Genomic DNA, 25105 nt, shown 5'->3' with positions numbered 1-25105 from the left:
GATCATATGAAACTAACTAAAGGAAAATTATTATATTCGTGTATCTTAGTTTGTTTAATAGTTTTAATCTTTTCTTCATGCAATAGATTCGTGCCTGATCAGCAGGAAACAAGTGATAATAGTGTAAACAACCCAAGCGAGTACATTTTGGGGGCACATTATTTTGGGAATGAATGGCCGATCACGTTTTGGTCGTCTGAATTTTATAATATTGACGCTGACATGCAGAAAATTAAAAATGATGGCTTTAATACAGTTGTTCTTGTTATTCCTTGGGGAGAATTCCAACCAAGCATAGAACCTATTAGATATAATGATGATATTTTTAAAAGACTTAAATATGTTGTGAACAAAGCAGATTCGAATAACTTAAAGGTTATAGTAAGAATTGGGTATGCTTGGGATTTTGATCCTGAAGTACAATATCCTAATGCTGAAAGATTTGAGAAATTATATATAAATAGTAAATTCTATGGGGCTTGGCTAGACTATGTATCAAAGGTGAAAAATGAATTGGCGCAATTTCACAATGTCACCTTTGGTTTCCTGACTTGGGAAGACTTTTGGGGGATAGTTGAAAAATCTCTCCATATGGATTCTTTGGATGGACGGATTAATTATGCAAGGGAGGTTGGATACCAGGACTATCTCAAAAAGAATTATAATTTAAGTGATATATCAAAAATATATGGTCAATCTTTCGTCTCATTTGATCAAATTCCAACGCCAAAACAAAAGGAAAAGGCTATGGGCTTAATGTATGAGTTTTTTGATGAGACACTTATTAACAAATATTATTTACCGGCTAGAGAACGATTCGGAAATCTTAGTTTAGAAGTAAGGGTTGATTCTGACCCAGTATACGATTCTAATGGTCAAATAAACTGGTATTCTCATAAAAAAACGTATAACTTACCTAACTCTTCATATACAACAATATATTATTCTCCATCTATGGGGGCTGAAAATAACCGTAATGAAGAATCCTCTAATAGGGTATTAGGTCGTCTAGACAGTATATTAAATAATGTAAAACAAAATGCAGGGAATAATAAAATTTTTATTGATCAGTTCCTTTATTATGACAATACTCCAGCGTTTTCTCATAATACAAAAATAAAGTCGAATGAACTCTCTACATTTATCGAAAGGTCATATGATTCATTGAAGAAATATACATCAGGATATGCATTGTGGAATTATAAGGATTATGCTGCAAATACGGTTTATAATTCTGCTTTCGAAATTGGTTTTAAGGGTTGGGAAACAAACAACATAAAGCTAATTAAGAACGATGGTGACAATGCTGTAGAAGTTAACGAGCGTGGGTGGATTTCGCAAACGATTCCTAAAAGTAGGGACTTTTATCACGATTATTCTGAATATGTTAATTTGCATTTTTTTGCAAAGGCAGTGAATCGAATCTCAACTATTCAACTTTCTGTTGGGGACTGGAAGGTACAGCAGAAGATAGATAATGAATGGAAAAATTACAATTTCAAAATTCCTGTATCCCAGTTAGATAAATATGATCTTAAATTTACTTCTTTAAGTAACAAGTTTGTATTAGATGATATTTACTTATATAGCTTTATTCAAAAGGGAAAGGTTTATGATGTAAATGGAGATAGCGATACGCTACTCGATTCTATTAAAAATTTGAATCAGAAACTAAATACTAAAAATAAACTGATTGATCTATATGAACTAGATTTAAATAAAATGGGTAATTCTCGTAATATTAACGATTTATTTGATGGAGCCAGTTATATAGAGGAAGACAAAAACGGCAAATACGTATGGGTCAGCAAAGAATCAGGGTTCCGAATAAAAAAGGAAAACGATAGAAATTTGATAGATATAGAAGGTTATCTTCCTTACTCCTTGCATGAGAAATATAACGGAGTGAAAAGTGTGACAATGGAATTATATATTAACAAAAAGAAAGTGAATGAATATACCTTTACTAAGGATTCACCGATATCGATTAAGTTAAAGTGGGATGAAATAGGTGGGAAATCTAATGTTGCAGACATTCGCATTAAAATGAATTCCGAATTCAATCCATCGTTGCATGGAGAATCCGATAAAAGAGACCTTTCAATAATCATTAAGTCTATAAAGCAATTAAAATAGCTTTAACAAGGGGTTTTTCGATCTAATGAAGGAAGTTAAAAGTGATTTATATGTTGGAGATCTTATTAACACAAGAGAAAATAATTTTGACTTGTTAAGGTTATTGGCCGCCATATTTGTAATGGTGGCACACTCTTTTCCCTTAACCGGGAATCCTGAACGTTCTACTTTGATTCTCAATATGGGTTTCGGGAGTCTTGGGGTGAAAATTTTTTTTGTGATTAGTGGCTTTTTAATAGTAGGCAGTTATGTGAGAAATCCCAACGTTTTTGATTTTATGAAATCTAGGATATTAAGAATCTATCCGGCATTAATAGTTGTGATTTTGCTGAGTGTTTTTTTACTCGGTCCCCTGGTTACAAATTTAAGTTTGAAAGAGTATTTTCTCAGTACAGGAACTTATCAATATTTAAAAATGTTGACACTTTTTGAGCCACAGTTTAGGTTACCAGGTGTTTTTGATAGTAACATTTATAAAGAGGCTGTTAATGGGTCCCTGTGGACTCTTGAGTACGAAGTTACCTTCTATTTTATAATTGCCCTCCTCGGAGTTTTGGGATTATTAAAACCTAAAATTCTATTGAGCTTATTTGCTCTTATTTTTTCTTTGTTTGAGTTGCATACTAGATACACTTCTTTAAGCTTCGGTACTATTAATATAGGTTATTTTTTGGAGTTTTTTATTTATTTTTTAGCAGGTTCCTTAATTTTTCTTTACAAAGAATTTATAAAGTTGGATAAAATATACCTCTTCACTATTGTTGGTATATTTTTGATTTCAATTCCATTCGGCGGTGTGAGAGATGAGGTTTTTGTGTTTATTGGCAGCTACTTGGTATTATATCTATCATTGACCCCTAGGATAAAATTTTATAAGTATAATAAAGTGGGGGATCTTTCCTATGGATTATATATATATGCTTTTCCGGTACAACAGTTGATCACCTTTATGTACGGGGGGCGAATGGAATATCCCATTATAAATTTTTTGATTGCACTGATTTTTTCTTTAATATTAGCTTTTATTTCTTGGAATCTTATTGAAAAGAAGGCTTTAAGGTTAAAATCATTAAACTTTAAGAAAAGCATGGGGTGAATGTATTGAAAATTAGAGGTGTAGTACTTGCAGGTGGTACAGGGTCACGTCTTTATCCTTTAACTAAGGTAACAAATAAGCATTTGCTACCAGTAGGCAGATATCCAATGATATTTCATGCAATACACAAATTAAAGCAGGCACAAATCGATGATATCCTTATTGTTACCGGTAAAGACCACATGGGCGATGTCGTCAATCTCCTCGGAAGCGGAAGGGAGATGGGCGTAACCTTTACATATAAGGTGCAGGACGAAGCGGGGGGAATTGCTCAGGCGCTTGGTCTTGCAGAACATTTTGTCGGCGAGGATCAAATGGTCGTTATTCTTGGGGACAACGTTTTTGAGGACGATCTATCTCCGTTTGTTCAAAACTTTCGTCAGCAAAAAAATGGCGCGAAAATTTTGATCCAAGAAGTTCAGGATCCAAAACGTTTTGGTGTTCCTGAAATTAATGGCGATCGTATTGTCTCGATTGAAGAGAAGCCAAATAATCCGAAATCAAATTACGCTGTCACAGGGATTTATATGTTCGATCATCACGTGTTTGAAATTATTAAAACCCTAAAACCTTCGGCTCGAGGCGAATTGGAGATCACGGATGTAAATAATGCATATATTGAACGTAACCAGCTTTCATTCGATATCTTAAAAGGATGGTGGACCGATGCAGGTACGCACCCATCCCTGGCGAGGGCAAACGAACTAGCAAAGGACCTTACTTTTAGCGAAGAGTTTGGAAAACTGAAAATATAGAGAGTATGGAGGGAATCCATCATGAAAGTCACTCCTTTACACCTGCAAGGCGCATGCCTGATTGAACCGGTTGTCCATGGAGATAACCGGGGTTTTTTTATGGAGAGTTACAACGAAGCCGTCTTGGAAAAGCAGGGCGTCAAATTTAACTTCATCCAAGACAATCAATCCCTTTCGGCTGAACCGGGCGTGATTCGCGGACTGCATTACCAACTGAATCCTAAAGCCCAAACTAAGTTGATCCGCGTCCTCACCGGCGCAATTTACGACGTCATCGTTGACGTTCGCAAAAGCTCGCCTACCTTCGGTCAATGGGTGGGGGTCATTCTGAGTGAACATAATCACCGTCAGCTGCTTGTGCCTAAAGGCTTCGCGCACGGATTTTGCACGCTTGTGCCGAACACCCAAGTGTTGTACAAGGTGGACGAATATTATTCCCCGGAGAATGACCGCGGCATATTATGGAATGACCCGGCATTGGGAATCGACTGGCCGACATCGAGGCCCATTCTATCGGACAAAGACCAGCGCCATCCTCTTCTGAAGGATGCAGAACTGAATTTTGATTAGGAGGCCGCTTTTTACATGAAACTTCTCGTTACCGGCGGAGCCGGATTTATTGGCAGTAATTTCGTTTTATATATGCTCCAGCAGCATCCGGAGTATCAGATCATTAATGTGGACTCGCTAACGTATGCGGGCAATTTGGAAAATCTGAAATCGATTGAAAATCATCCGAACTATACGTTCTCTAAAACTGACATTACCGACGCCAAGGCAATTGACGCCTTGTTCCAGCAAGGTGTTGACGTTGTGGTCAACTTTGCTGCCGAATCGCATGTGGACCGCAGCATTTTGGATCCAGAAGTGTTTGTGAAGACTAACGTTTTGGGGACGCAGGTCCTTTTGGACGCAGCCAAAAAATACGGCGTGACCAAGTTCGTTCAAGTATCTACGGACGAGGTGTATGGTACGTTAGGGGAAACCGGCCTGTTTACGGAGGAAACGCCTCTAACGCCAAACAGTCCTTATTCTGCGAGCAAAGCGGGCGGGGATCTTCTTGTGCGTGCCTACCACGAGACTTTTGGTCTACCGGTGAACATCACCCGCTGCTCTAATAACTACGGACCGTATCAATTTCCGGAAAAGCTGATTCCGCTAATGATATCCCGCGCTTTGAACGACCAGGCGCTTCCGATTTACGGAGACGGGCTTAACATTCGCGATTGGCTGTATGTGGAAGACCACTGCAGCGCCATTGACCTGGTTATTCATAACGGCCGTGTCGGCGAGGTATACAACATTGGAGGCAACAACGAACGGACGAACCTCCATATCGTAAAAACCATTTTGGCGGAGCTGAATAAACCGGAGTCGCTGATTACCTATGTACAGGATCGTCCTGGGCATGACCGCCGTTACGGCATCGATCCAACGAAGATTACGCAGGAGCTTGGATGGAAGCCGAAGCATAACTTCGAAACAGGCATCAAGGAAACGATTCAATGGTATCTCAACAACAAAGAATGGTGGACCCGGATTCAATCCGGTGAGTACCAAGACTATTACGCTAAACAATACGGCGAACGGCTGGGCGATTCCGTATGAGAGTCTTAGTTACCGGAGCCTCAGGACAATTAGGCAAGGATGTAGTCGCTCTTTTTCAACAAAAAGGGCATGAAGTCATGGGGTGCAGCCGCTCCGAGTTGGACATTACGAGTTTGGAGCAATGCCAGCAAGTGATGGGCGAATTCCAGCCGGATTCAATCATCCATTGTGCCGCTTATACCGCGGTGGATGCCGCCGAGACGGATGTTGACGGAGCCTACAAGGTAAACGCAGTGGGCACAAGAAACGTAGCTGTTGCGGCCGAAAAGGTTGGCGCTAAACTGGTCTACATCAGTACGGATTACGTGTTTAACGGGCGTTCCGCTGCCCCTTACCAGGAATATGACAATACGGATCCGCAAAGCGTATACGGTAAATCCAAAAGAGCCGGTGAGGTTCTTACGCAAAGCCTGTCTTCACGATATTTCATTGTCCGCACATCCTGGGTCTACGGGCTGCACGGGAACAATTTTGTGAAAACGATGCTTCGCCTGGGTCAGGAGAAACCCCAGCTGCAAGTCGTTCATGACCAAAAAGGTTCTCCTACCTACACGGTTGATCTGGCCCGTTTTCTGGAGGAATTGGTTCACACCGAAAAATACGGCATCTACCATGCATCGAATAGCGGAGATTGCACTTGGTTTGAATTTACCCAAGCAATATTTGAGGAAGCTCAGAAGCTTGGTTTTAAAATTACGGCGCAGGTTGAGCCATGTACCACCGAGCAGTTTCCGCGCCCGGCTCCAAGACCGGCCAACTCCGTCATGGATCACTTGTCGATTCGTACGAATGGGTTTACAGATCTAAGGCCGTGGCGTGAAGGACTGAAAGATTTTTTGAAATTCCTATAATGCAAGTTTAAGAGTCTCCTTCCTCAATTCCTATGAGTTGAGGAGGGAGACTTTTTACAATCATTACCTTTCTCTCATTTCTTCCATATTCCCCCTGCCAACGCTGTCGCGATATGCTATAATGATGTCGATAGATAGAACGAACGATAACGTATTTTGTCATATGGTCAATCTTACCCGATAAAAATTTGTCAGGATGTGCTTCAATTGGATTTAAGCATTCTCATCGTGAATTACAATACATGTCAGCTTACCACGGACTGTCTTCGTTCGGTATACGCTTCGGAGACGGTGTACGAATATGAAGTCATCGTGATCGACAACCATTCCTCGGACGGCTCGGTCGAGTCGATTCGCGAGGAATTTCCGCACGTAACGCTTATCGCGAACACGGAGAATACCGGATTTGCCAAAGCCAACAACCAAGGGATGGCGGCGGCGAAGGGCCGGTACGTTTTGCTGCTTAATTCGGATACGGTCGTGCAGAAGGATACGCTGCAGACGATGATCGCCTTTATGGATGAGCATCCGAAGGTAGGGGCATCGGGGTGCAAGGTCATTTTGCCTGACGGCTCGCTCGACAAAGCTTGCAAGCGCGGGTTTCCGACGCCGTCCGCTTCGTTTTATTACGCCTTTGGGTTTTCGAAGCTCTTTCCGGACAACCCGAAGTTTAACCAGTACCAACTGGGCCATCTCGATCCGGATCAGGAATACCCTGTGGACTGTTTGGTCGGGGCTTTTATGCTGGTGCGGCGGGAGACGATCGAGCAGATTGGCGGACTGGACGAGACGTTTTTCATGTACGGCGAGGACATCGACTGGTGTTACCGGATCAAGCAGGCGGGCTGGGACATTCATTATTATCCGAAAACGAGGATTGTCCACTACAAAGGCGGGAGCGCCCGCAGACGCCCGGTTCGGATCATCTATGAATTTCACCGGGCAATGATCGTGTTTCACCGCAAGCATTATCGTAAGCGGTACAATATTCTGATAAATTATTTTATATATTTAGGAGTATGTTTTTTATTTTTCATTTCTATTATTAAAAATAAATTTTTAGTAAATCGGACCCCGTATAAAAAGCAGAAAGAGCATGGTATAGAGAAAACGATTTGACTAGCCTATCACATAAAATTTTATGACTAACAGAAAGAGATGAGTATACGTTGGCTAATTACGTTAAATTTTTTATATCAATCTTTGGTGTAATACTACTTTTAGGGATACCAGAACATGCTAAAGCTGAAAAAGTCTACTCCTCAAATATTGTTGTCTTAAGTGAACGCGAAATAATTATTGACACTTCTTATGAGAAAAAAATAGACAATAGCGTAGATTTAAAGTTAATTAACACAGGAAGAGAAGCATGGAGTAAGGAAAAGATTCGATTGTCCTATCATTTGATAAATAAAAACAATGAGGTAGTACTAAATGATGGGGCCCGAACTCTTCTCCCACAGGATATAAAGCCAGGGGGATATATAAATATTAAACCTAATATTGAGATCCCTTCAAATTTAGAACTTAATGAACAATTGTACATACAGTTCGATTTGGTTTCGGAAGGGGAGATGTGGTTCTCGGAAGTTGATAAAAAAAACAGCATAGTTTTGCCTATAAAATTCATAAAAAATTATGATTTCGAAATTTTGAATCCAGTAAAATCAATCTCTGTCTGGGGCAAGGAAAAAAAACAAATTAAATTAAAGATCAAGAATACAGGTAACTCAAGATGGGAAACTTACTCTGGTATAAGTTTATCATATGATATATTAGATAAAGATAACAATCTCTTAGTTCATGATGGAGTGAGGAGTACGCTGCCTTATGCAGTTGGACCAGGTGAGGAAGTAGATATAAATGCTAGTATAGCTTTTCCGGGCAATACCGGGAAGTATATAATCCAGTGGGATATGGTTAATGAAGGTTTTGGATGGTTTGGAAATGGTAAATTTGTCTCGGAGAAACAAACCAAGATCACCTTTCATTCCGAATTTTGGATATATCTAATTTGGTTCTTTACTTTTCTTTTGATGGTATATCTGAGTGTTTTGATTAGTGATTTTATCAAAACAAAAACACTCGGTTTTAGAAAAAGTATCCAATCGATGTTTTTTGTTTTAATTGGATATTTCGATATCATTTGGATAACCATAAGTTTATATTTTAAGGTAAAGTGGGGGACTGTTTTAATATCTGGCGATATTAACTCTGTGAAGTTAATGGTGTTAGGTGTAATAATAACAGCTCTAGTCTTAAATTGTTTTATAAATCGAAAGATAAGATTTTTTGTAACTATACTTCTTAATATAATGGTAAGCCTTCTAATTTTCAGTGATTTGATATACTTTCGTTATTTTAACGACGTTATAACTACAGGTACAATTTTTAATGCTAAGCAACTTGCGAATGTAACTGATAGCATTTCAAATCTCATCGACTATAAATATGCCATTTATTTATTTTTCGATATTTTTATGTTTGCTATACTCTATATATTCTTAAGAACATCCTTTCCAAAGAACGGAGCCATTAAAAAAAGTAGAATTATATATTCTCTTGTACTTCTGGTTTCGACCCTTGGGATATCTGGGGTAATGTTTAATAATTTGGCGAAAGAAGACCTTTTCCAGAAAAAATACCAGAATAAATTAATTGTTCAGGATATTGGATTGATAAATTTTCATCTCTATGATTTCACCTCTTATCTTGGGCAGAAGATAAGAAGAATCTCACCTAGTGAATTAAAGGAAATAAATGAATGGAAGTCGGAAAAAGACAATGATAAATATGATCAGTATTTTGGAATTGCGCGAAATAAGAATGTTATACTTATTCAATCTGAAGCATTACAGAATTTTGTAATCAATCTAACTTACAATAATCAAGTTATAACACCAAATTTGAATAAATTTGCCTCTAATAACTTGTATTTTAATAACTTTTATGATCAAACGGGTCCGGGTAGAACATCTGATGCTGAGTTTATTTCGCTGAATTCATTGTTTGGACTTCAAAGCGGATCTGTTTATACAACTTATAATAATAATAAACTTGACTCATTACCAAAAATATTAAATGAAAATAATTATGATACAATGTCGGCTCACGGATATAATGGAGCGTTTTGGAGTAGGAGCCGGATGCACCGTTTACAAGGTTTTCAAAAATCATATTTTCAAGAGGATCTTGTTCTAGATGAGAAAATCGGATGGGGTTTATCCGATAAAACCTTTTTACGTCAAAGCTTAGACAAAATGATAAGTTTAAAGCAACCATTTTTTTCATTTTTAATAACATTAAGCAATCACCATCCTTATAACGAGAGATTGCCAGTATCATTGAATTTGGGTGAATTGGAAGGAACTATTTTAGGAAATTATCTGAATAGTGTTCATTATGCAGATTACGCTTTTGGTGAATTTATGAACGAACTTGAAAAAAGAGGGATGTTACAAAATACGGTAGTTGCTATATATGGGGACCATGATGCTGGTATATCATTAGAAGAGTTGTCCAAGATTCTGAAAATTGAAAAAACACCAGAACAACAATTGCTTTTAGACAAAGTTCCCTTTATTATTCATATCCCAGGAGTACAAAATAGTATCATTGCAACGAATACGGGTCACTTAGATATAACCCCTACGTTACTCCATATCTTAGGTATAAAACATAATAACAATGTTTTCTTGGGAGAAAATATATTTTCTAAGCAATCACCTGTTATTTTTAGAAACGGCAACTATATTGGAGAAGATTTTATCTCAGTGGATGGGGCTTGCTATGGAAATGATGCTCAAAGTCAATGTGATGTGTTGCAATCTTCCATTAATAACAAACTATGGATTTCAGATTCAATATTACGGTACAATCTTATACCGAATCTATTAAGAGAATAAGATTTTAAAATGAATGTTATTAAAGCGCCTTCGTGTGTATAGGATTTAGAAAAATAAAGCGAAATATGGAGGTGGGCATGTGATCCGCAAAAATCAGGAGTTTTTGACGCAAATGTATGTTTTGACGGATTTTGTGTTCATCCAGTTTTCTTTTCTGTTAGCCTGGTGGCTGAGATTTAAAAGCGGCTGGATACCCTACGAAGCGCCCTTGCCGATCGAGACGTATGCCATGTGGAGCTTTATTTACGGGGCGATTGCCGTTTTGACCGGCATGTTGATCGCCTTATATTCCCCGAAGCGAAAAAAGCGCTTTGCGGATGAATTCATCAAAATCGTGCAGGTGCATGCCATCAGCATCTTCGTTTTGCTCAGCTTGATGTTTTTCGTGAAGGAAATCAACATTTCCCGGTCGTATTTGGCCATTTACATGGTTTCCCTCGTCATGTTTATCCTGTTTTACCGGTACATACTGAAAGTATCCCTCAAGGTCATACGGGAAAAGGGCTATAACCGCCAGTTCGTGCTGATCGTCGGCGCAGGTTCGCTCGGCAAAAGATTTTACCAGAATCTGAAGCAGTACCCGGAGATGGGGTATGAGGTGGTCGGTTTTCTCGACGATTTTCAGCAGTGGGATTCGCTTGAAGAGAAGCGGTATAAACCAATACTGGGAACGGTAGACGATCTGGAAAAGGTGCTTGAGGAAATGCTGATCGACGAAGTCATCATGGCGCTTCCGCTGGATGCGCACTCGAAGTATCCGAAGATCATCAACCTGTGCGAAAAAGCGGGCGTACGTACGCTCATCATCCCCGACTTTTTCGATTATCTTCCGGCCCGGCCGTATTTCGACAATTTTGCCGGGATGCCGATGATCAACGTCCGCGACATTCCGCTCGATTTGGCAGGCAACCGGATGTTTAAACGGCTGTTCGACATCGCGTTTTCCTTGTTCGCCATCGTGCTGACGTCGCCCATTATGCTTGCGATCGCCATCGGGGTGAAATTGACGTCGCCCGGGCCGATTATTTTTAAGCAGGAACGGGTCGGGCTGAACAGGCGCAACTTCATGATGTACAAATTCCGCTCGATGAAGCAGCTGCCGCCGGGCACCGAAGACACGGGCTGGACGGTCGAAAACGACCCCCGTCGGACGAAGTTCGGTTCCTTCCTGCGCAAAACGAGCCTGGATGAGCTGCCGCAATTTTTTAACGTGTTGTTCGGGCATATGAGCGTGGTCGGCCCGCGGCCGGAGCGTCCGTATTTCGTGGATCAGTTCCGGGAAGAAATCCCGAAATACATGGTGAAGCATCATGTCCGTCCGGGCATTACCGGCTGGGCGCAGAGCAACGGCTTGCGCGGGGACACTTCCATCGAAGAGCGCATCAACCATGACATTTTTTACATTGAAAACTGGTCTCTTTTATTCGATATTAAAATCATTTTCAAAACGATCCGCAATGGATTCGTGAACAAAAACGCATATTAAAGCATTTTCAGATGCGAAGAGCGGCGTGGTCGACACGTCGCTTTTTTATGTTTGCCGTTCGTTTCTTCCCATCCTTGTCCGGGTAATTTTCCACATGACGGTACATCGTTCATAAATACATAACCCGACGCCAAAGGATGTGAACCGCTATGCGAAAATGGATCGCCCTGCTGCTGCTGGCCGGAACCGCCGCGATCCTGTTCTGGACGCCCCGGGGCAATTCGCAGGAAACGACCGGAGGTTTTACGGATTATAAGGTGATTTCCCACGCGATGGGAGGCATCCGCGATCATGCGTATACGAATTCTTATGAAGCTTTTATCGCCAATTATGAAAAAGGGAATCGGGTATTCGAAGTGGATTTGCTGCTGACCGAAGACGGCAATCTGGTGGCAAGGCATGAATGGACGCAGGCGATGACCGAGCTGCTGCAGCAGGAAGGCCAGCTCCCCGAAGCCCGCCAGGCGGCACGTTTAACCTACAATGAGTTCAAAAACAGCAAAATTCTCGGCGCTTACGCTCCGCTCGATTGGCAGGACATCATGGACCTGATGGAGCGTTATCCGGACATATATATCGTGACGGACATGAAGGAGCAGGATTCGGAAGATAGGAAGCGTCAGCTTTCGCTGCTGGTCAGGTCGGCGCAAGCGCGCGATCCGCAGCTGCTGGAGCGGGTGGTGCCGCAAATTTATAACCGGCCAATGTTGGAAACGGTCAAGGCCGTTTACGACTTTCCATCGATCATCTATACGTTGTATGCAACCCAAGATACGGACGACGAGGTCGTTGATTTCGTAGCGGAAAATGACATCGATGCGGTGACGATCCCGGAACAACGCGTGACCCGTTCCTTTTTGTCGAAGCTGAAAAAAGCCGGGGCGGCCGCTTACGTCAACACGATCAACGAACCCGCTGATGCGAATAGGTTTAAGCGGATGGGGGCGAACGGCGTATACTCGGACTTTTTAACGGAAAAAGAGGTGGAATCCGCAGGATGGCTGTACGCGCTGGGAAAATAGAACAAAAGGGAGTCGCAAGCCGCTGGCATATCGTCGGTGGCTTTTTTGCGCTTGAAATATCAGAATTTCCCGGAGCCCCCATAAAGAGCCTGAAACGGACCTTAAGCCGCGGCTGATTCGCCTTTTGCCGTCTTATTTAACGCTTGCTGGAAATTCCATAAAAATGTTCGCATCGAATGCGAACAAGAAATTGACACTACTCCCGTGCTGACATAGACTAGATTTAAGAGAAAAAGTCGTGGAGGAATGACGTTTGAAGCAGATGATCAAACCATGGAGACATGTTTTTAAGCTGGACCCGGACCGGGAGATCGACGACGCGTCGCTGGAAGCGGTATGTATGTCCGGAACGGATGCCATCATGATTGGCGGCTCGAGCGGCGTAACGTTCGATAATACGGTCGATTTGCTGTCGCGGGTGCGCCGATTTGAGCTTCCGTGCGTGCTTGAGGTTTCCAATCTGGAGATGATTGTGCCGGGTTTTGATTTGTACATGATTCCGATGGTGATGAATACCGCGGATTCGGCGTGGATTACCGGCCAGCACAAGCGGGCCATCGAGGAGTACGGCTATATGATTCCGTGGGATCTGCTCGTTCCCGAAGGCTACATTATATTGAATCCGGATTCGACCGTAGCCCGGCTGACCGGCGCCCAAACCGATTTGGACGCGGACGGAGCGGCTGCTTATGCGCAGGTGGCGGACAAGCTGATGTCCCTGCCGGTCGTTTACGTCGAATACAGCGGACGCTTCGGCGACATGGACACGGTCAGAAAAATCCACCAGTCGGTCCACGGCGCCAAGGTGTTTTACGGGGGAGGCATTCACGATCCGGAAACCGCGGCGGCCGCGGCGGCAGTTTGCGATACGATCGTCGTCGGCAATGCGGTTTATGACGATTTGAAACAGGCGCTGCTTACTGTCAAGGCCGTGAAGTAGCTTGTGCCGGATTACAACGACATGAAGGAAGGAGCATGCCTGCATGCAACCGATAGATATACATCAAGCGATTCAAAAGTTAAACCCGCAGCAGCGGCAGGCCGTCGAGGCGACGGAAGGACCGCTGCTCATTTTGGCCGGGGCGGGAAGCGGCAAGACCCGGGTGCTGACGCACCGGATTGCGTACCTGATCGCCACCCGCAAAGCGCCCCCTTGGAGCATTTTGGCGATTACGTTTACGAACAAGGCGGCACGCGAGATGCAGGAACGCGTCACCAAGCTTGTCGGCCATGAAGGCCGCGACATTTGGGTATCGACGTTCCACTCGATGTGCGTGCGCATTCTCCGCAAGGATATCGAACGGATCGGCTTTAATTCCAATTTTACGATTTTGGATTCGACGGACCAGTTATCCTTGGTGCGGAACTGCATGAAGGACCTGAACCTGGACACGAAAAAATTCGAGCCGAAAGCCGTGCTTTCCCTGATCAGCGCCGCGAAAAACGAACTGATCACGCCCGCTCAATACGAGCAGAAGGCCGGAGACTTCATGGAAAGCATCGCCGCCAAGGTATACACCATGTACCAGCGCCGCCTGAAAAGCAACAACTCGCTGGATTTCGACGACCTGATCATGGCGACGATCCAGTTGTTTAAAGAAGTGCCTGAGGTGCTGGATTTTTATCAGAAAAAGTTCCAATACATCCACGTCGACGAATACCAGGATACGAACCGGGCGCAGTACATGCTGTGCCGGATGCTGGCCGACGGCCATCACCGCATTTGCGTCGTGGGCGACAGCGACCAGTCGATCTACCGCTGGCGCGGGGCGGACATCAGCAACATCCTCAATTTCGAGGAGGATTATCCGGAAGCCCGCACCATCCTGCTCGAGCAGAATTACCGGTCGACGGCCACCATTTTGAACGCGGCCAACGCAGTCATCAAGCAAAACAGCGGACGCAAGTCGAAAAATCTGTGGACCGATAAAGGCGAAGGCGCAAAGATCAAAATCTACAGAGCCGATTCGGAACATGATGAAGGGTATTTCGTGACCTCTGAAATCAGCAATAACGTGAAGCAGGGCAAGTCGTACCAGGATCACGCCATTTTGTACCGCACCAACGCGCAATCCCGGGTGATCGAGGAAATTTTGATCAAATCCGATATTCCGTACCAAATCGTGGGCGGCATCAAGTTCTATGACCGCAAAGAGATTAAGGATATCCTCGCTTATTTGCGGCTCATATCCAATCCCGACGACGACCTCAGCTTGGCGCGCGTCATCAACGTGCCGAAAAGAGGCATCGGCGACACCTCGGTGGCCAAACTGACGGCAGCCGCGGCCGAACGCGGCGTGTCGATTTTCCAGGTGCTTGCGGTCGTGGACGATCTCGGGTTTGCCGGCAAAACGCGCAACGCGCTGGTGGAATTTTACGATATGATCGCCGCGCTGAATCAAATGGTAGAATATTTATCCGTCACGGAGCTCACCGAAAAAATGCTGGAGATGAGCGAATACCGCGTCGAAATGCAGCGCGAAAACACGATCGAATCGCGGTCGCGCCTCGAGAACATCGACGAGTTCCTGTCCGTTACGATGGAATTCGAAAAAAACAACGAAGACAAGTCGCTGGTGTCCTTCCTCACGGACCTGGCGCTCATTGCCGACATCGATTCGATGAACGACGAAGACGAGGATCAATCCGATGCCGTCATTCTTATGACGATGCACAGCGCAAAAGGATTGGAGTTCCCGATCGTGTTTATCGTCGGCATGGAGGAAGGCGTGTTCCCGCACAGCCGGGCGTTTTTGGACAACGAAGAATTGGAAGAGGAGCGCCGCTTGGCGTATGTCGGCATTACCCGGGCGGAGCAGCAGCTGTACCTCTCCTGCGCGCAGATGCGGACGCTTTTCGGGCGGACGACGGCGAACCAGCCATCGCGTTTCCTGGATGAAATCCCGGAAGAGCTGAAAGAGGAGACCGGCGTCGCCCGCGACCGGTACCGCCGCGGCGGCAACATCGGCGGCTCGTACGGCGGACGGGGCTTCGGCAGCGGCGGAAGCAATTTCGGACGCAGCAACCAGACCCAGACCTCATCGCTTAGCGGTTCAACAGCACGGGCCACCGGATCGTCTAGCAAAGTGACGGTCACGACTTCCGCGCCGCAGCCGGCGGCATCGGGAGACAAATCCGACCTGACGACCTTGAAGGCCGGCGATAAGGTTGCCCACGGCAAATGGGGCACGGGCACGGTCGTTTCGGTCAAAGGGATCGGGAACGATACAGAGCTGCAAATCGCGTTTCCGGCGCCTGTCGGCGTAAAACGGCTTCTGGCCGGGTTTGCGCCGATTACGAGAGTGGAAGGCTAAAAAAGTAGAATCCAACTTCATTAGTTCTGGGCTAGATGCTGGATTAGCGGAGGGGACGGAATCGATTCTTTTCGAAGCTAAAAGCTTTTTGAAAAAAATAATTATATATGACGGAGGGATGGTCCGCGCATGGATCCGATGTCTACGATGGAGCAGCTCGTCGCCGAGCTGAACAAATTGAATTACCATTATTATACGCTCGACAAGCCGCTGATCAGCGATAAAGAGTATGATGCCTTATACGATCGGCTGGTCGCTTTGGAGAAGGAGAGCGGCGTCGTTTTGCCGGATTCCCCGACCCAACGCGTCGGCGGCGAGCTGCTGAAAGGATTCGTTCAGCATCGTCATCTGGCGCCGCTGTGGAGCCTGGACAAGGCGCAAAACGCGGACCAGCTGCAAAGCTGGAACGCGCGCGTCACCAAGCTTGTGGCGGACTATAACAGCAAAAATCCGGACAATCCTTTGCCCCAGCCAAGCTACGCGGTCGAACTGAAATTCGACGGCTTAACGCTCAATCTGACGTATAAGGACGGCAGGCTGGTGCAGGCCGCGACCCGCGGCAACGGCGTCGTTGGCGAAGGCATTTTGGCCCAAGTCAAAACGATCAAATCCGTCCCGCTCACCATCCCTTACACAGAAGGCACGATCGAAGTACAAGGCGAAGGCATCATGAACCTGTCGGTGCTGGAGAAATATAACCAGACGGCGGCCGAACCGCTCAAAAACGCCCGCAATGCGGCGGCCGGCGCCCTCCGCAACCTGAATCCGAAGGTCACGGCCGAGCGCAAGCTCAGCGCATTCTTTTACAACGTCGGGTACTCCGACAATATCCGTTTCGAATCCCACAAGGAAATGATGGATTTTTTGCGCGACAATCATTTCAAGGTAAACCCGTATATTTTCTATTTCGAAAATTTCGACGACGTGACGAAACAGCTGGAGGACATCCAGGAGCGCCGTGCGGGACTCGATTACCTGATCGACGGCGCCGTCGTGAAAATCGTCGATATGCGTACGCGGGAGGCGCTGGGATACACGGATAAGTTCCCGCGTTGGGCCGTCGCCTACAAGTTCGAGGCGGAAGAAACGACGACCGTGCTCGAGTCCGTCTCCTGGGAAGTGGGACGCACGGGCAAAATCACGCCGGTGGCGCGCGTCGAACCTGTCGAGCTGGCGGGCGTGACGGTGCAGAACTGCACGCTCAACAACATCGGCGACATCGAACGGAAAAACCTGAAGCACGCGCTTGGCACACGCGTCTTTATCCGCCGCTCGAACGACGTCATCCCGGAAATTTTGGGGAAAGTGACCGAAGAGAGCGACGGCGAAGAGATCGTGTACCCGGAGCATTGCCCTGCTTGCGGATTCCCGCTGGAGCAGCGCGGAGCGCATCTGTTCTGCAACAACCGTTTGGACTGCAAACCGCAGATCATTGGCCGGATCACCCATTTTGCCTCGCGGGATGCGATGGACATCGAGACGTTCAGCGTCATGACCGCCGAGCAGCTGTACAATGAGCTGAATGTGCGCGAGCCTGCCGATTTGTACACGCTGGCGTTCGAGGACCTGATCAAGCTGGACCGTTTTGGAGAGAAGAAGGCGAACAACCTGCTTGCCGCGCTGGAAAAAAGCAAAGACCGGGATCTTGCGTCATTCCTGTTTGCCTTGGGCATCCCGAATACCGGCAAATCGACGACGAAAATGCTGGCCGACCATTTCCGCGACCTGCATGCGATCATGAACGCAACCGTGGAAGAATTGATTGCCCTCCCGGACGTGGGCGGCATCGTCGCCGAAAGCATCGTAAGCTTTTTCGCGGATCCGTTCATGAAATCGGGCATCGAAAAAATGCTGGCCTTGGGCGTCAAAGCCCAAGCGCCGGAAGCGCCGCAGGTCATTAACACCGATTCCTTCTTCAGCGGCAAAACGGTCGTCCTGACCGGAACGCTGCACCAGCTGACCCGCGACGAAGCGGCCAAAAGGCTGGAGGCGTTGGGAGCCAAAGTCACCGGCAGCGTATCCTCGAAGACGGATCTGGTCATCGCGGGCGAAAAAGCCGGCAGCAAATTGACCAAAGCACAGCAGCTTGGCATCCAGGTGATCGAAGACGAAGACGAGTTTATCCGTTTATTGGATATGGAAGGTTAATTGAATATATCCGCATAGGAAAAGTCCTGATTCAGCTTATGAATCGGGACTTTTTGCATGAAAAGGAAATATAAGCATGGAATCTTTGTTAAGATGAAATGAGAAAAATCACTTGGATAGAGAGGACGCTTGTTAGTGAAAAAGGAAACGATATTGCTCGTAGACGACGAACAGGAAATCGTGAAGCTGCTTGATATTTATTTTACGAACGAAGGATACCGGCTCCTCAAAGCCTATAACGGGGCAGAAGCGCTGGAGTGGCTGCAGAAGGAGGACGTCGATCTGATCATTCTGGACGTGATGATGCCGCAAATGGACGGGATCGCCGCCTGCATGAAAATTCGCGAGGAGCGCCGCATGCCGATCATCATGTTGTCCGCCAAAAACACCGACATGGACAAAATATACGGCCTCAGCATCGGCGCCGATGATTACGTCGGCAAACCGTTTAATCCGCTTGAACTGATTGCAAGAGTCAAATCCCAGCTGAGGCGTTATCACCTTTTTAATAAAGAAGCGCCCCCCAAGGCCGACGAAGGCGTGCTTGCGTTCGAGGATTTGGTGGTGGATACGGTAAAACATGAAGTGCGCGTCGATGGCCGACTGGTTAAGCTGACTCCCCGGGAATTCGCGATTCTCGAGCTGCTGGCGCGGCATCAGGGAAAAGTGCTCAGCATGGAACAAATTTATAACAGCGTGTGGAACGAGCCTTTTCTCGATGGGGGCAACACCGTCATGGTGCATGTACGGAAAATCCGCGAAAAAATCGAGATCGATCCGAAACGCCCGCGTTACGTGCAAACGGTTTGGGGCGTAGGTTATAAACTGGATACGCCGACATCCTGATGGGGAGGTAGACCGATTCATGAATGCAAAATACATCAGCACGATCCGTTGGAAGTTCATTTGGGCTTTTTTGTTAAGCATGGTATCGGGCGCGGCCGTATTGATGGCAGGATATCAGCTCGTCAACTTCATGGTGTACTCGAATTCGGCCCCGCCTTCGGCTCCGTATACGCGCATCCTGAGATGGATCATTAACCATATCGGCTCGGGGCCTTTGATGGCCGTTGCCGGCATTGTCAGCTTTTTGATTTTCTTTTTTATTTTTACCCGAAAGGTCATTTCTTATCTCGAGGAAATTACCGCAGGCATTCAGCAGATCACCAAGCTGGGCGAATCCCACCGGATCGAAGTCCGAACGGCGGACGAGTTGGGAGTGCTGGCGGAAAACATCAACGTGATGTCCGAGCGGCTGCAGCATTCCTTGATGGAGGAAAGGGCCGCCGTCCAGGCGAAAAACGATTTGATCACGGGCGTATCCCATGATTTGCGGACCCCTTTGACGTCGATTCTCGGTTTTTTGGAAGTGATCGAGCAGGACCGCTGCCGGGACGAACTCGAGATGCGCTATTACGTCGATATTGCGTACCAGAAAACGCTCGTGCTGCGCAAGCTGATCGACGATTTGTTCGAATATACGCGCGTGAGCGGCGGCGGGCCTCCGCTGGTGTTGGAACGGCTGGATCTGAAGGCTTTTGTCCGGCAATTGGCCGAGGAGGCGGTTCCGGAGCTGAACCTGGCCGGCATGACGTACACGGTCCATGACCAGACGAACGAAACGCTTTGGATTGAGGCTGCGCCATACGAGCTGGTAAGGGCTTATGAAAATTTGATCACCAACGCGATCCGGTACGGCAAATCGGGAAAAAAGCTGGAGATCTCTTTTGCCCGCGAAAAGGACGAGGCGGTGGTGCGGATCAGCAACTTCGGGGACATGATTGCGGAAAAAGACCTTCCGCATATTTTTGAGCGGTTTTACCGGGCGGAACGTTCGCGGTCGCAGCATACCGGGGGTTCGGGTTTGGGGCTGGCGATTGCGAAAGGAATCGTCGACCGGCATCATGGGACCATTTCGGCGCAGAGCGATACTTACCGGACGGATTTTATCACGCGGTTTCCGCTGTGCAGGGAGCAAAAGGAATCGGCTTAAACGAAAGTTTTCGGACTTGGTGCACGACGATCTCCCGCCAAAAGTACGGCCGTGTTGGCCGCAATGATCTGCCCTGTAGGTTGTTTTTAAGAGAATGTTAAGAATTTATGGGCTGTTTTTTAAGAATTGGCCGTTATCCTTTATTTGCGAAAGGCATCGTTTGCCTGCGGTTGCAAGGAGGGATAGAAATGGCAAACAAGCTTTTGACGGTACGCGCTGCGTACCTGTACATTTTTATGGGAAGCATGCTTCTCAGCGGCCTTTTTGTTTTTATTACATATAAAATGTTTGGACTGCTGTATTCCCATTATGCGTCGCATCCTGAAGCATTCGTGGTGCGGGCCGCCCACTGGCTCATCAATCATATCGGAAAAACGCCGATTGCCGTCCTGCTCTTTTTGGCGGTATTCGTTTTGTTTTTTATGCTGCGGTCGCAGAAGACGGCCGATGATGTCAAGGCGCTGTTAGCGGCGGCGGAAGAGCTGGCCCGAAAAGGATCGTTCAAAAAGCTCGAAGTCGCTTCGGCTGGCGAACTGCGGGAGTTGGCCGGATATTTGCGGCGCTTGAACGAACAGGCCGGTTCCAGGCCTAAGCGGGATGCTGCTGCGGAGGATCGCAACATACGGGAAAAACAGGATCGCCGGCTGGAGAATGAAGAGCTCATGGCGCTCGTCTTAAGAATCAAATCTTTGCGGCGGATCATCGATAAGGCCGATCAGGCCCACAGCGGGCAGGAACGGGACGAACGTTTGGACGTGGATGCCTTGAGGCGGGAAGCGCTCGGAATGGAAAGGCTTTTGGAAAGCCTGATCGCCGCGCCATGATCGGAATTCATGTGGAAGCAAGAAGGAAGCTGCTAAAAGGGGCTTATATCGCGTTTGATTTGGCCGTTCTTGTCTCGGTAATGCTGCTTGCCGGTTTGTTTTACGTCCATGTTTATGGTCAACATACCGTATCCCGCCACCCGGAAAAACTCGTGCTGCAGGAATCGGGCGTCGTAATGGCATCGGACGGAACGGTTTTGCGGAAAATCCCGCTGCCCGGGTCGGGTTACCGGAAACTGGCCACGCTCGAGGAAATGCCGAAGCGGCTCGTCGATACTTTTTTGGCGGTGGAGGACCGGCGGTTTTATCGCCATCAGGGTCTGGATTATCAGGGGATCGCCCGCGCTTTGTTGAATAATACGCTTCATATGCGCGTCTCGGAAGGCGGGAGCAGCATCACGCAGCAGCTGGCCCGCAATTTGTATTTGAACCGGAAGCAGACCCTGCTGCGCAAGCTGAACGAGGCGTCCATCGCGCTGGCGTTGGAAAAGCGGTTGTCCAAACATGACATTTTGGAGATGTATCTCAATCAGATTTATATGGGGGAAGGGCAATACGGGGTGAAGGCGGCGGCGGAGCACTATTTTGGCGTCACGAATTTGAAAGAGCTTGATGTCGCGCAGATCGCTTCCCTGGCCGCCATTCCGAAGGGGCCATCCATATATCATCCGGGCGATGACGCCGGGCTTTCCGTCGAGCGGCGGAACCTGGTACTCGGAATCATGCGGGAGCAGGGGCTGATTACGCAGGAAGAAATGGCGGCCGCCCAGCGGAAGGAATACCGACCTCCGGAGCGGGCAATGGAAAGGCGAATCGGCGCTTCGTACATCGATGCGGCTTTGGAGGAAGCCTCAAGGCTGACGGGCAAGTCGCAAACGGAGCTGCTGACGGGCGGATACACGATCGTGACCGGCATGAATGCTTCGGTGCAGCAAGCGCTGGAGGAGACGTTTTCGAATCCCGACCTGTTTCCGCCGGATGGCAAGGATCAGCAGGTTGAGGCTGCGATGGCCATTATCGATCACCGCACCGGCGAGATTGCGGCATTGACCGGGGGAAGAAATCCGGTCCGCGGCGGCCTGAACAGGGCGACCGTCGACGCACGTCAGCCGGGTTCCGCCTTTAAGCCGATCATTGATTACGGGCCTGCCCTCGAAAGCGGGAGGTTTACGCCGGAGAGCCTGCTTCCGGACCGGAAAGCTTCTTATGGAAGTTATGCGCCGGAAAATTTGAACGGAGTTTATCGCGGGCAAGTGACGATGAGGACGGCCTTGCAGCAATCGATGAATGCCCCTGCCGTGTGGCTGCTTTCGCAGGTAGGCATTTCGCAAGCGACGGCGTTTGCCGCGAAACTGGGGATCGACCTGCCGAAGGAAGACCGCAACCTGTCCATAGCGCTTGGGGGACTTCATGCCGGAATCTCCCCATTAAAAATGGCGCAGGCGTACAGCGTGTTTGCAAGCGGCGGCGTGTTTCGCGAAGCTCACATGGTGCGCCGGATCCAAGACTCCAAAGGGAACGTGGTGTACGAATATGTTCCCCGGGAGCGGCAAGCGATTTCGCCGCAGACGGCTGAACGAATGACAGGGATGCTGCGAAACGTCGTGACGGAAGGGACGGGGAAAAAGGCCCGGCTCGGCCGGCCCGTCGCAGGCAAAACGGGAACCACCCAGCTCGATCTCCCGGGCGTCAGCCGAAAAGCGAACCGCGACCTCTGGTTTGTCGGTTATACTTCCGAATGGACGGCGGCGGTATGGATGGGTTTTGACCGGACGGACCACAATAATTACATGACCGAAGGAAGCGGGAAAGCTGCCGCTCTGTTTGCCGCAGTCATGAGAAAAGCGTATAAGGAATAGCAAAGGGGCGGTCCGTAGCAATAACGGAACACGCCCCTGCTTCTGCAGCTGCATATGGATGAGAACCGTTTCATGTTCTTTTTGCCCCCGGCAGCCAGGCGTCCTTATCGTAGCCCCGCGCTTCCCAGTACCCGATATGATCTGCGGCGATCAGCTCGATCCGGTTCAGCCATTTTACGGACTTATAGGTGTACATTTGGGGAACGACCAGACGGACGGGGCCGCCAAGCTCGCTCGGAATCGGTTTGCCGTCAAGCAGGACGGCGACCATGATGTCTTTCATTTGAGCCTGTTCCAAGGTTAAGGCATCGGTGTATACCCCGTCTCCCGAATAAAATTTGACGGTTGTGGCCGAAGGCTGGACGCGGGCTTTTTCAAGAAGCCGGTAAAGCGGGATGCCCTCCCAAGTGTTGTCGTATACGGACCAGCCGGTCACGCAGTGAAAGTCGCTGACTTGGACCGTCCGCGGCAGTTTGACGAACTCTTCCCAATTCCATTTCAACGCATGGTCCACGAGGCCATCAACCGCAAAGGACCAGTTGCTGTTGTCGAAGGTCGGAATGGGAGTGACGGTGTAGATCCGGAAGCTGCCTTTGGAGCCGCCGCCGACCGGGGGAAGCGAATCCGCCGCAGGCTGGGGGGCGGGGACAAGGTCGTTTTGGTCCTTTTGAACAAGCGCTTCGACATTGGCCTCGGAGTTGAGGCTGGAAGACAGCCATTTTACGAAGGAAGGTCCAAGAGCGACCGTCAGGCCCAGGCCGATCGCTGAACGCAAAAAAGCTCTGCGCGTATACAGCGGTTCCGTTCCCGAACGCGGGGAGTCAACGTTGGCCGGTGGGGAATCCGTACGGACGGTTCGGCGATGGGATTCTTTCAACCAGCGGGTACGGGCCAGGGAATGGTAGATGATATAGGGCAGGCCGATCCAGGTAAATACATCGTGAACCGTCAGCGCGACATTGGTCCAGGCAGGGCCGAAAAAACGAAGCTGCCAGAGCACCACGCCGGAAAGGAACCAGCCAGCCAGAATGCCTAGAACGAGCACGACGTTCCATTTTTGTGCGGGTCGACCCTTGAGCAGGCTCCAATGTTTGCCGGCAAGCAGCAGGTAATAGAGCACGGGGACCAGCAGAGCCAAACCTACGCCGGTGTGGAGCCATTTTAGCCATACCCTGCCTGCCCCGAGCCATTCCCTCCACACGCCCAAGGGCAAAATCAATCCGCTAAAGGCCAGAAAAGCGATCATCCATGCATTCCATCGGTGGACGGCAGCCAGCTTTTTGCCTATGCCTTTGCGTATGCGGTTCAGCCAATCGTTCATATTCATCCCCCTAACACCGGATTGGATCTCAGAGTCACCGAAAAGCAGAGTTTTGATTATTTTAGATGTTCTTATGTTCTTAGGAAATTCGCGATCGTCTGGCCGGTTTCCTTTTTAAAGAAGTAGAGTGGCTGCTGATGTTTAAATTAGAGCAGAGCTAAAAGGCGGGGACGGTTTATTCATCCAGGTGAGAAGTGTCCAGTACCATGTTTTCTAGGCTGACGTCAGCAAAACGAGGTCAATGAATTAGGAAGATTTCTATAATTACATAAGCTATGAATGGACAGGAGAATATTAACATATTTAATCTTTAAAAAAACAGTTGCATGATACATGTTATCCGTGGTATATTATTTCTTGTCGCTGATGCGGCGGGCTTTCAAAACGATAAACACTTTCGAAACTCTTGAAAAAAAGTGTTGACTTGATTGAAAGAAAATGATATGATAAAATCCTGTTGCGGCGATGAAAATTGTCGAAACTGAAACAAGTTCCTTGAAAACTGAACAAATAGATGATGTTTAAATGAAGATGAATTAATGAGATTTTTGATTTGGCTTTGGTCAATCGAAAGTCCGTTATTTCTCGTCAGATTCAAAATGAGCTAAGAGCTCTTTCGAAGATATGGATTGAAAATGATCGACTCAGCCGAGTTTGACCCATTTTCAATCGTCGGTCGAACGAAGTTCGACCTTTCGATGAATCACCCGTCGCTGCAAAGCCGACGAATGATTCATCTTTCTTGGAGAGTTTGATCCTGGCTCAGGACGAACGCTGGCGGCGTGCC

General features: G+C 47.4%; 18 protein-coding genes. 17 read left to right on the top strand and 1 reads right to left on the bottom strand.

Annotated elements, in window-relative coordinates; genetic code table 11:
• The first annotated feature begins 6 nt into the window (after positions 1–6).
• From KI367_RS24125 to KI367_RS24045, 17 genes are all read left to right on the top strand, one after another.
• On the top strand, positions 7–2136 hold the full coding sequence (locus KI367_RS24125; protein ID WP_212952546.1) for a cellulase family glycosylhydrolase: 2130 nt from the start codon (positions 7–9) through the stop codon (positions 2134–2136).
• 25 nt (positions 2137–2161) lie between these two features.
• Entirely contained in the window at positions 2162–3232 is a 1071-nt protein-coding gene (locus tag KI367_RS24120) for an acyltransferase family protein (RefSeq protein WP_212952545.1), read from the top strand.
• An 11-nt stretch (positions 3233–3243) separates the two neighbouring features.
• Positions 3244–3987, top strand: coding sequence for a sugar phosphate nucleotidyltransferase (locus tag KI367_RS24115; protein ID WP_212952555.1), 744 nt, complete (start codon positions 3244–3246; stop codon positions 3985–3987).
• 21 nt (positions 3988–4008) lie between these two features.
• Positions 4009–4557 (top strand): dTDP-4-dehydrorhamnose 3,5-epimerase, encoded by a 549-nt coding sequence (rfbC, locus tag KI367_RS24110; protein ID WP_212952544.1) that lies wholly within the window; start codon positions 4009–4011, stop codon positions 4555–4557.
• A gap of 15 nt (positions 4558–4572) precedes the next feature.
• Positions 4573–5595, top strand: coding sequence for a dTDP-glucose 4,6-dehydratase (rfbB, locus tag KI367_RS24105; protein ID WP_212952542.1), 1023 nt, complete (start codon positions 4573–4575; stop codon positions 5593–5595).
• The gene (rfbD, locus tag KI367_RS24100; RefSeq protein WP_212952541.1) at positions 5592–6446 is read left to right on the top strand and encodes a dTDP-4-dehydrorhamnose reductase; all 855 of its coding nucleotides are present in this window, start codon (positions 5592–5594) and stop codon (positions 6444–6446) included. The genes rfbB and rfbD overlap by 4 nt, the downstream gene beginning before the upstream one ends.
• Positions 6447–6653: 207 nt before the next feature.
• Positions 6654–7565, top strand: coding sequence for a glycosyltransferase family 2 protein (locus tag KI367_RS24095; protein ID WP_212952539.1), 912 nt, complete (start codon positions 6654–6656; stop codon positions 7563–7565).
• Positions 7566–7615: 50 nt separating this feature from the next.
• Positions 7616–10351 (top strand): sulfatase-like hydrolase/transferase, encoded by a 2736-nt coding sequence (locus KI367_RS24090; protein WP_212952537.1) that lies wholly within the window; start codon positions 7616–7618, stop codon positions 10349–10351.
• A gap of 79 nt (positions 10352–10430) precedes the next feature.
• Positions 10431–11837, top strand: coding sequence for an undecaprenyl-phosphate glucose phosphotransferase (locus KI367_RS24085; protein ID WP_212952535.1), 1407 nt, complete (start codon positions 10431–10433; stop codon positions 11835–11837).
• 149 nt (positions 11838–11986) lie between these two features.
• Positions 11987–12859: a phosphatidylinositol-specific phospholipase C/glycerophosphodiester phosphodiesterase family protein gene (locus tag KI367_RS24080; protein WP_212952533.1), complete on the top strand. Its 873-nt coding sequence runs from the start codon at positions 11987–11989 to the stop codon at positions 12857–12859.
• Positions 12860–13121: 262 nt separating this feature from the next.
• Positions 13122–13799 carry a heptaprenylglyceryl phosphate synthase gene (gene pcrB, locus KI367_RS24075; RefSeq protein ID WP_373316262.1) on the top strand — a complete coding sequence of 226 codons (678 nt, stop codon included), beginning with the start codon at positions 13122–13124 and terminating at the stop codon, positions 13797–13799.
• A 43-nt stretch (positions 13800–13842) separates the two neighbouring features.
• Positions 13843–16173: a DNA helicase PcrA gene (gene pcrA / locus KI367_RS24070; RefSeq protein ID WP_212952528.1), complete on the top strand. Its 2331-nt coding sequence runs from the start codon at positions 13843–13845 to the stop codon at positions 16171–16173.
• A 129-nt stretch (positions 16174–16302) separates the two neighbouring features.
• Positions 16303–18321 carry an NAD-dependent DNA ligase LigA gene (gene ligA, locus KI367_RS24065; protein WP_212952526.1) on the top strand — a complete coding sequence of 673 codons (2019 nt, stop codon included), beginning with the start codon at positions 16303–16305 and terminating at the stop codon, positions 18319–18321.
• 135 nt (positions 18322–18456) lie between these two features.
• Complete coding sequence (locus KI367_RS24060; protein ID WP_036710564.1) at positions 18457–19167, top strand: response regulator transcription factor; 711 nt, start codon at positions 18457–18459, stop codon at positions 19165–19167.
• A 19-nt stretch (positions 19168–19186) separates the two neighbouring features.
• Entirely contained in the window at positions 19187–20314 is a 1128-nt protein-coding gene (locus KI367_RS24055) for a sensor histidine kinase (protein WP_036710567.1), read from the top strand.
• A 188-nt stretch (positions 20315–20502) separates the two neighbouring features.
• Complete coding sequence (locus KI367_RS24050; RefSeq protein ID WP_036710568.1) at positions 20503–21138, top strand: hypothetical protein; 636 nt, start codon at positions 20503–20505, stop codon at positions 21136–21138.
• A complete protein-coding gene (locus KI367_RS24045) occupies positions 21135–22997 on the top strand; it encodes a transglycosylase domain-containing protein (protein ID WP_212952524.1) in 1863 nt (620 codons plus the stop codon). Before KI367_RS24050 ends, KI367_RS24045 begins: the two co-directional genes overlap by 4 nt.
• Before the next feature lie 70 nt (positions 22998–23067).
• Here KI367_RS24045 and KI367_RS24040 read toward each other — a convergent pair whose 3' ends face one another.
• A complete protein-coding gene (locus KI367_RS24040; RefSeq protein ID WP_212952522.1) occupies positions 23068–24318 on the bottom strand; it encodes a molybdopterin-dependent oxidoreductase in 1251 nt (416 codons plus the stop codon).
• Positions 24319–25105: the final 787 nt, after the last annotated feature.

This window comes from Paenibacillus cookii, from assembly GCF_018333375.1.
In the GTDB taxonomy this organism is placed as follows: domain Bacteria; phylum Bacillota; class Bacilli; order Paenibacillales; family Paenibacillaceae; genus Paenibacillus_AQ; species Paenibacillus_AQ cookii.
This window is presented reverse-complemented; position numbering and strand designations above follow the sequence as displayed.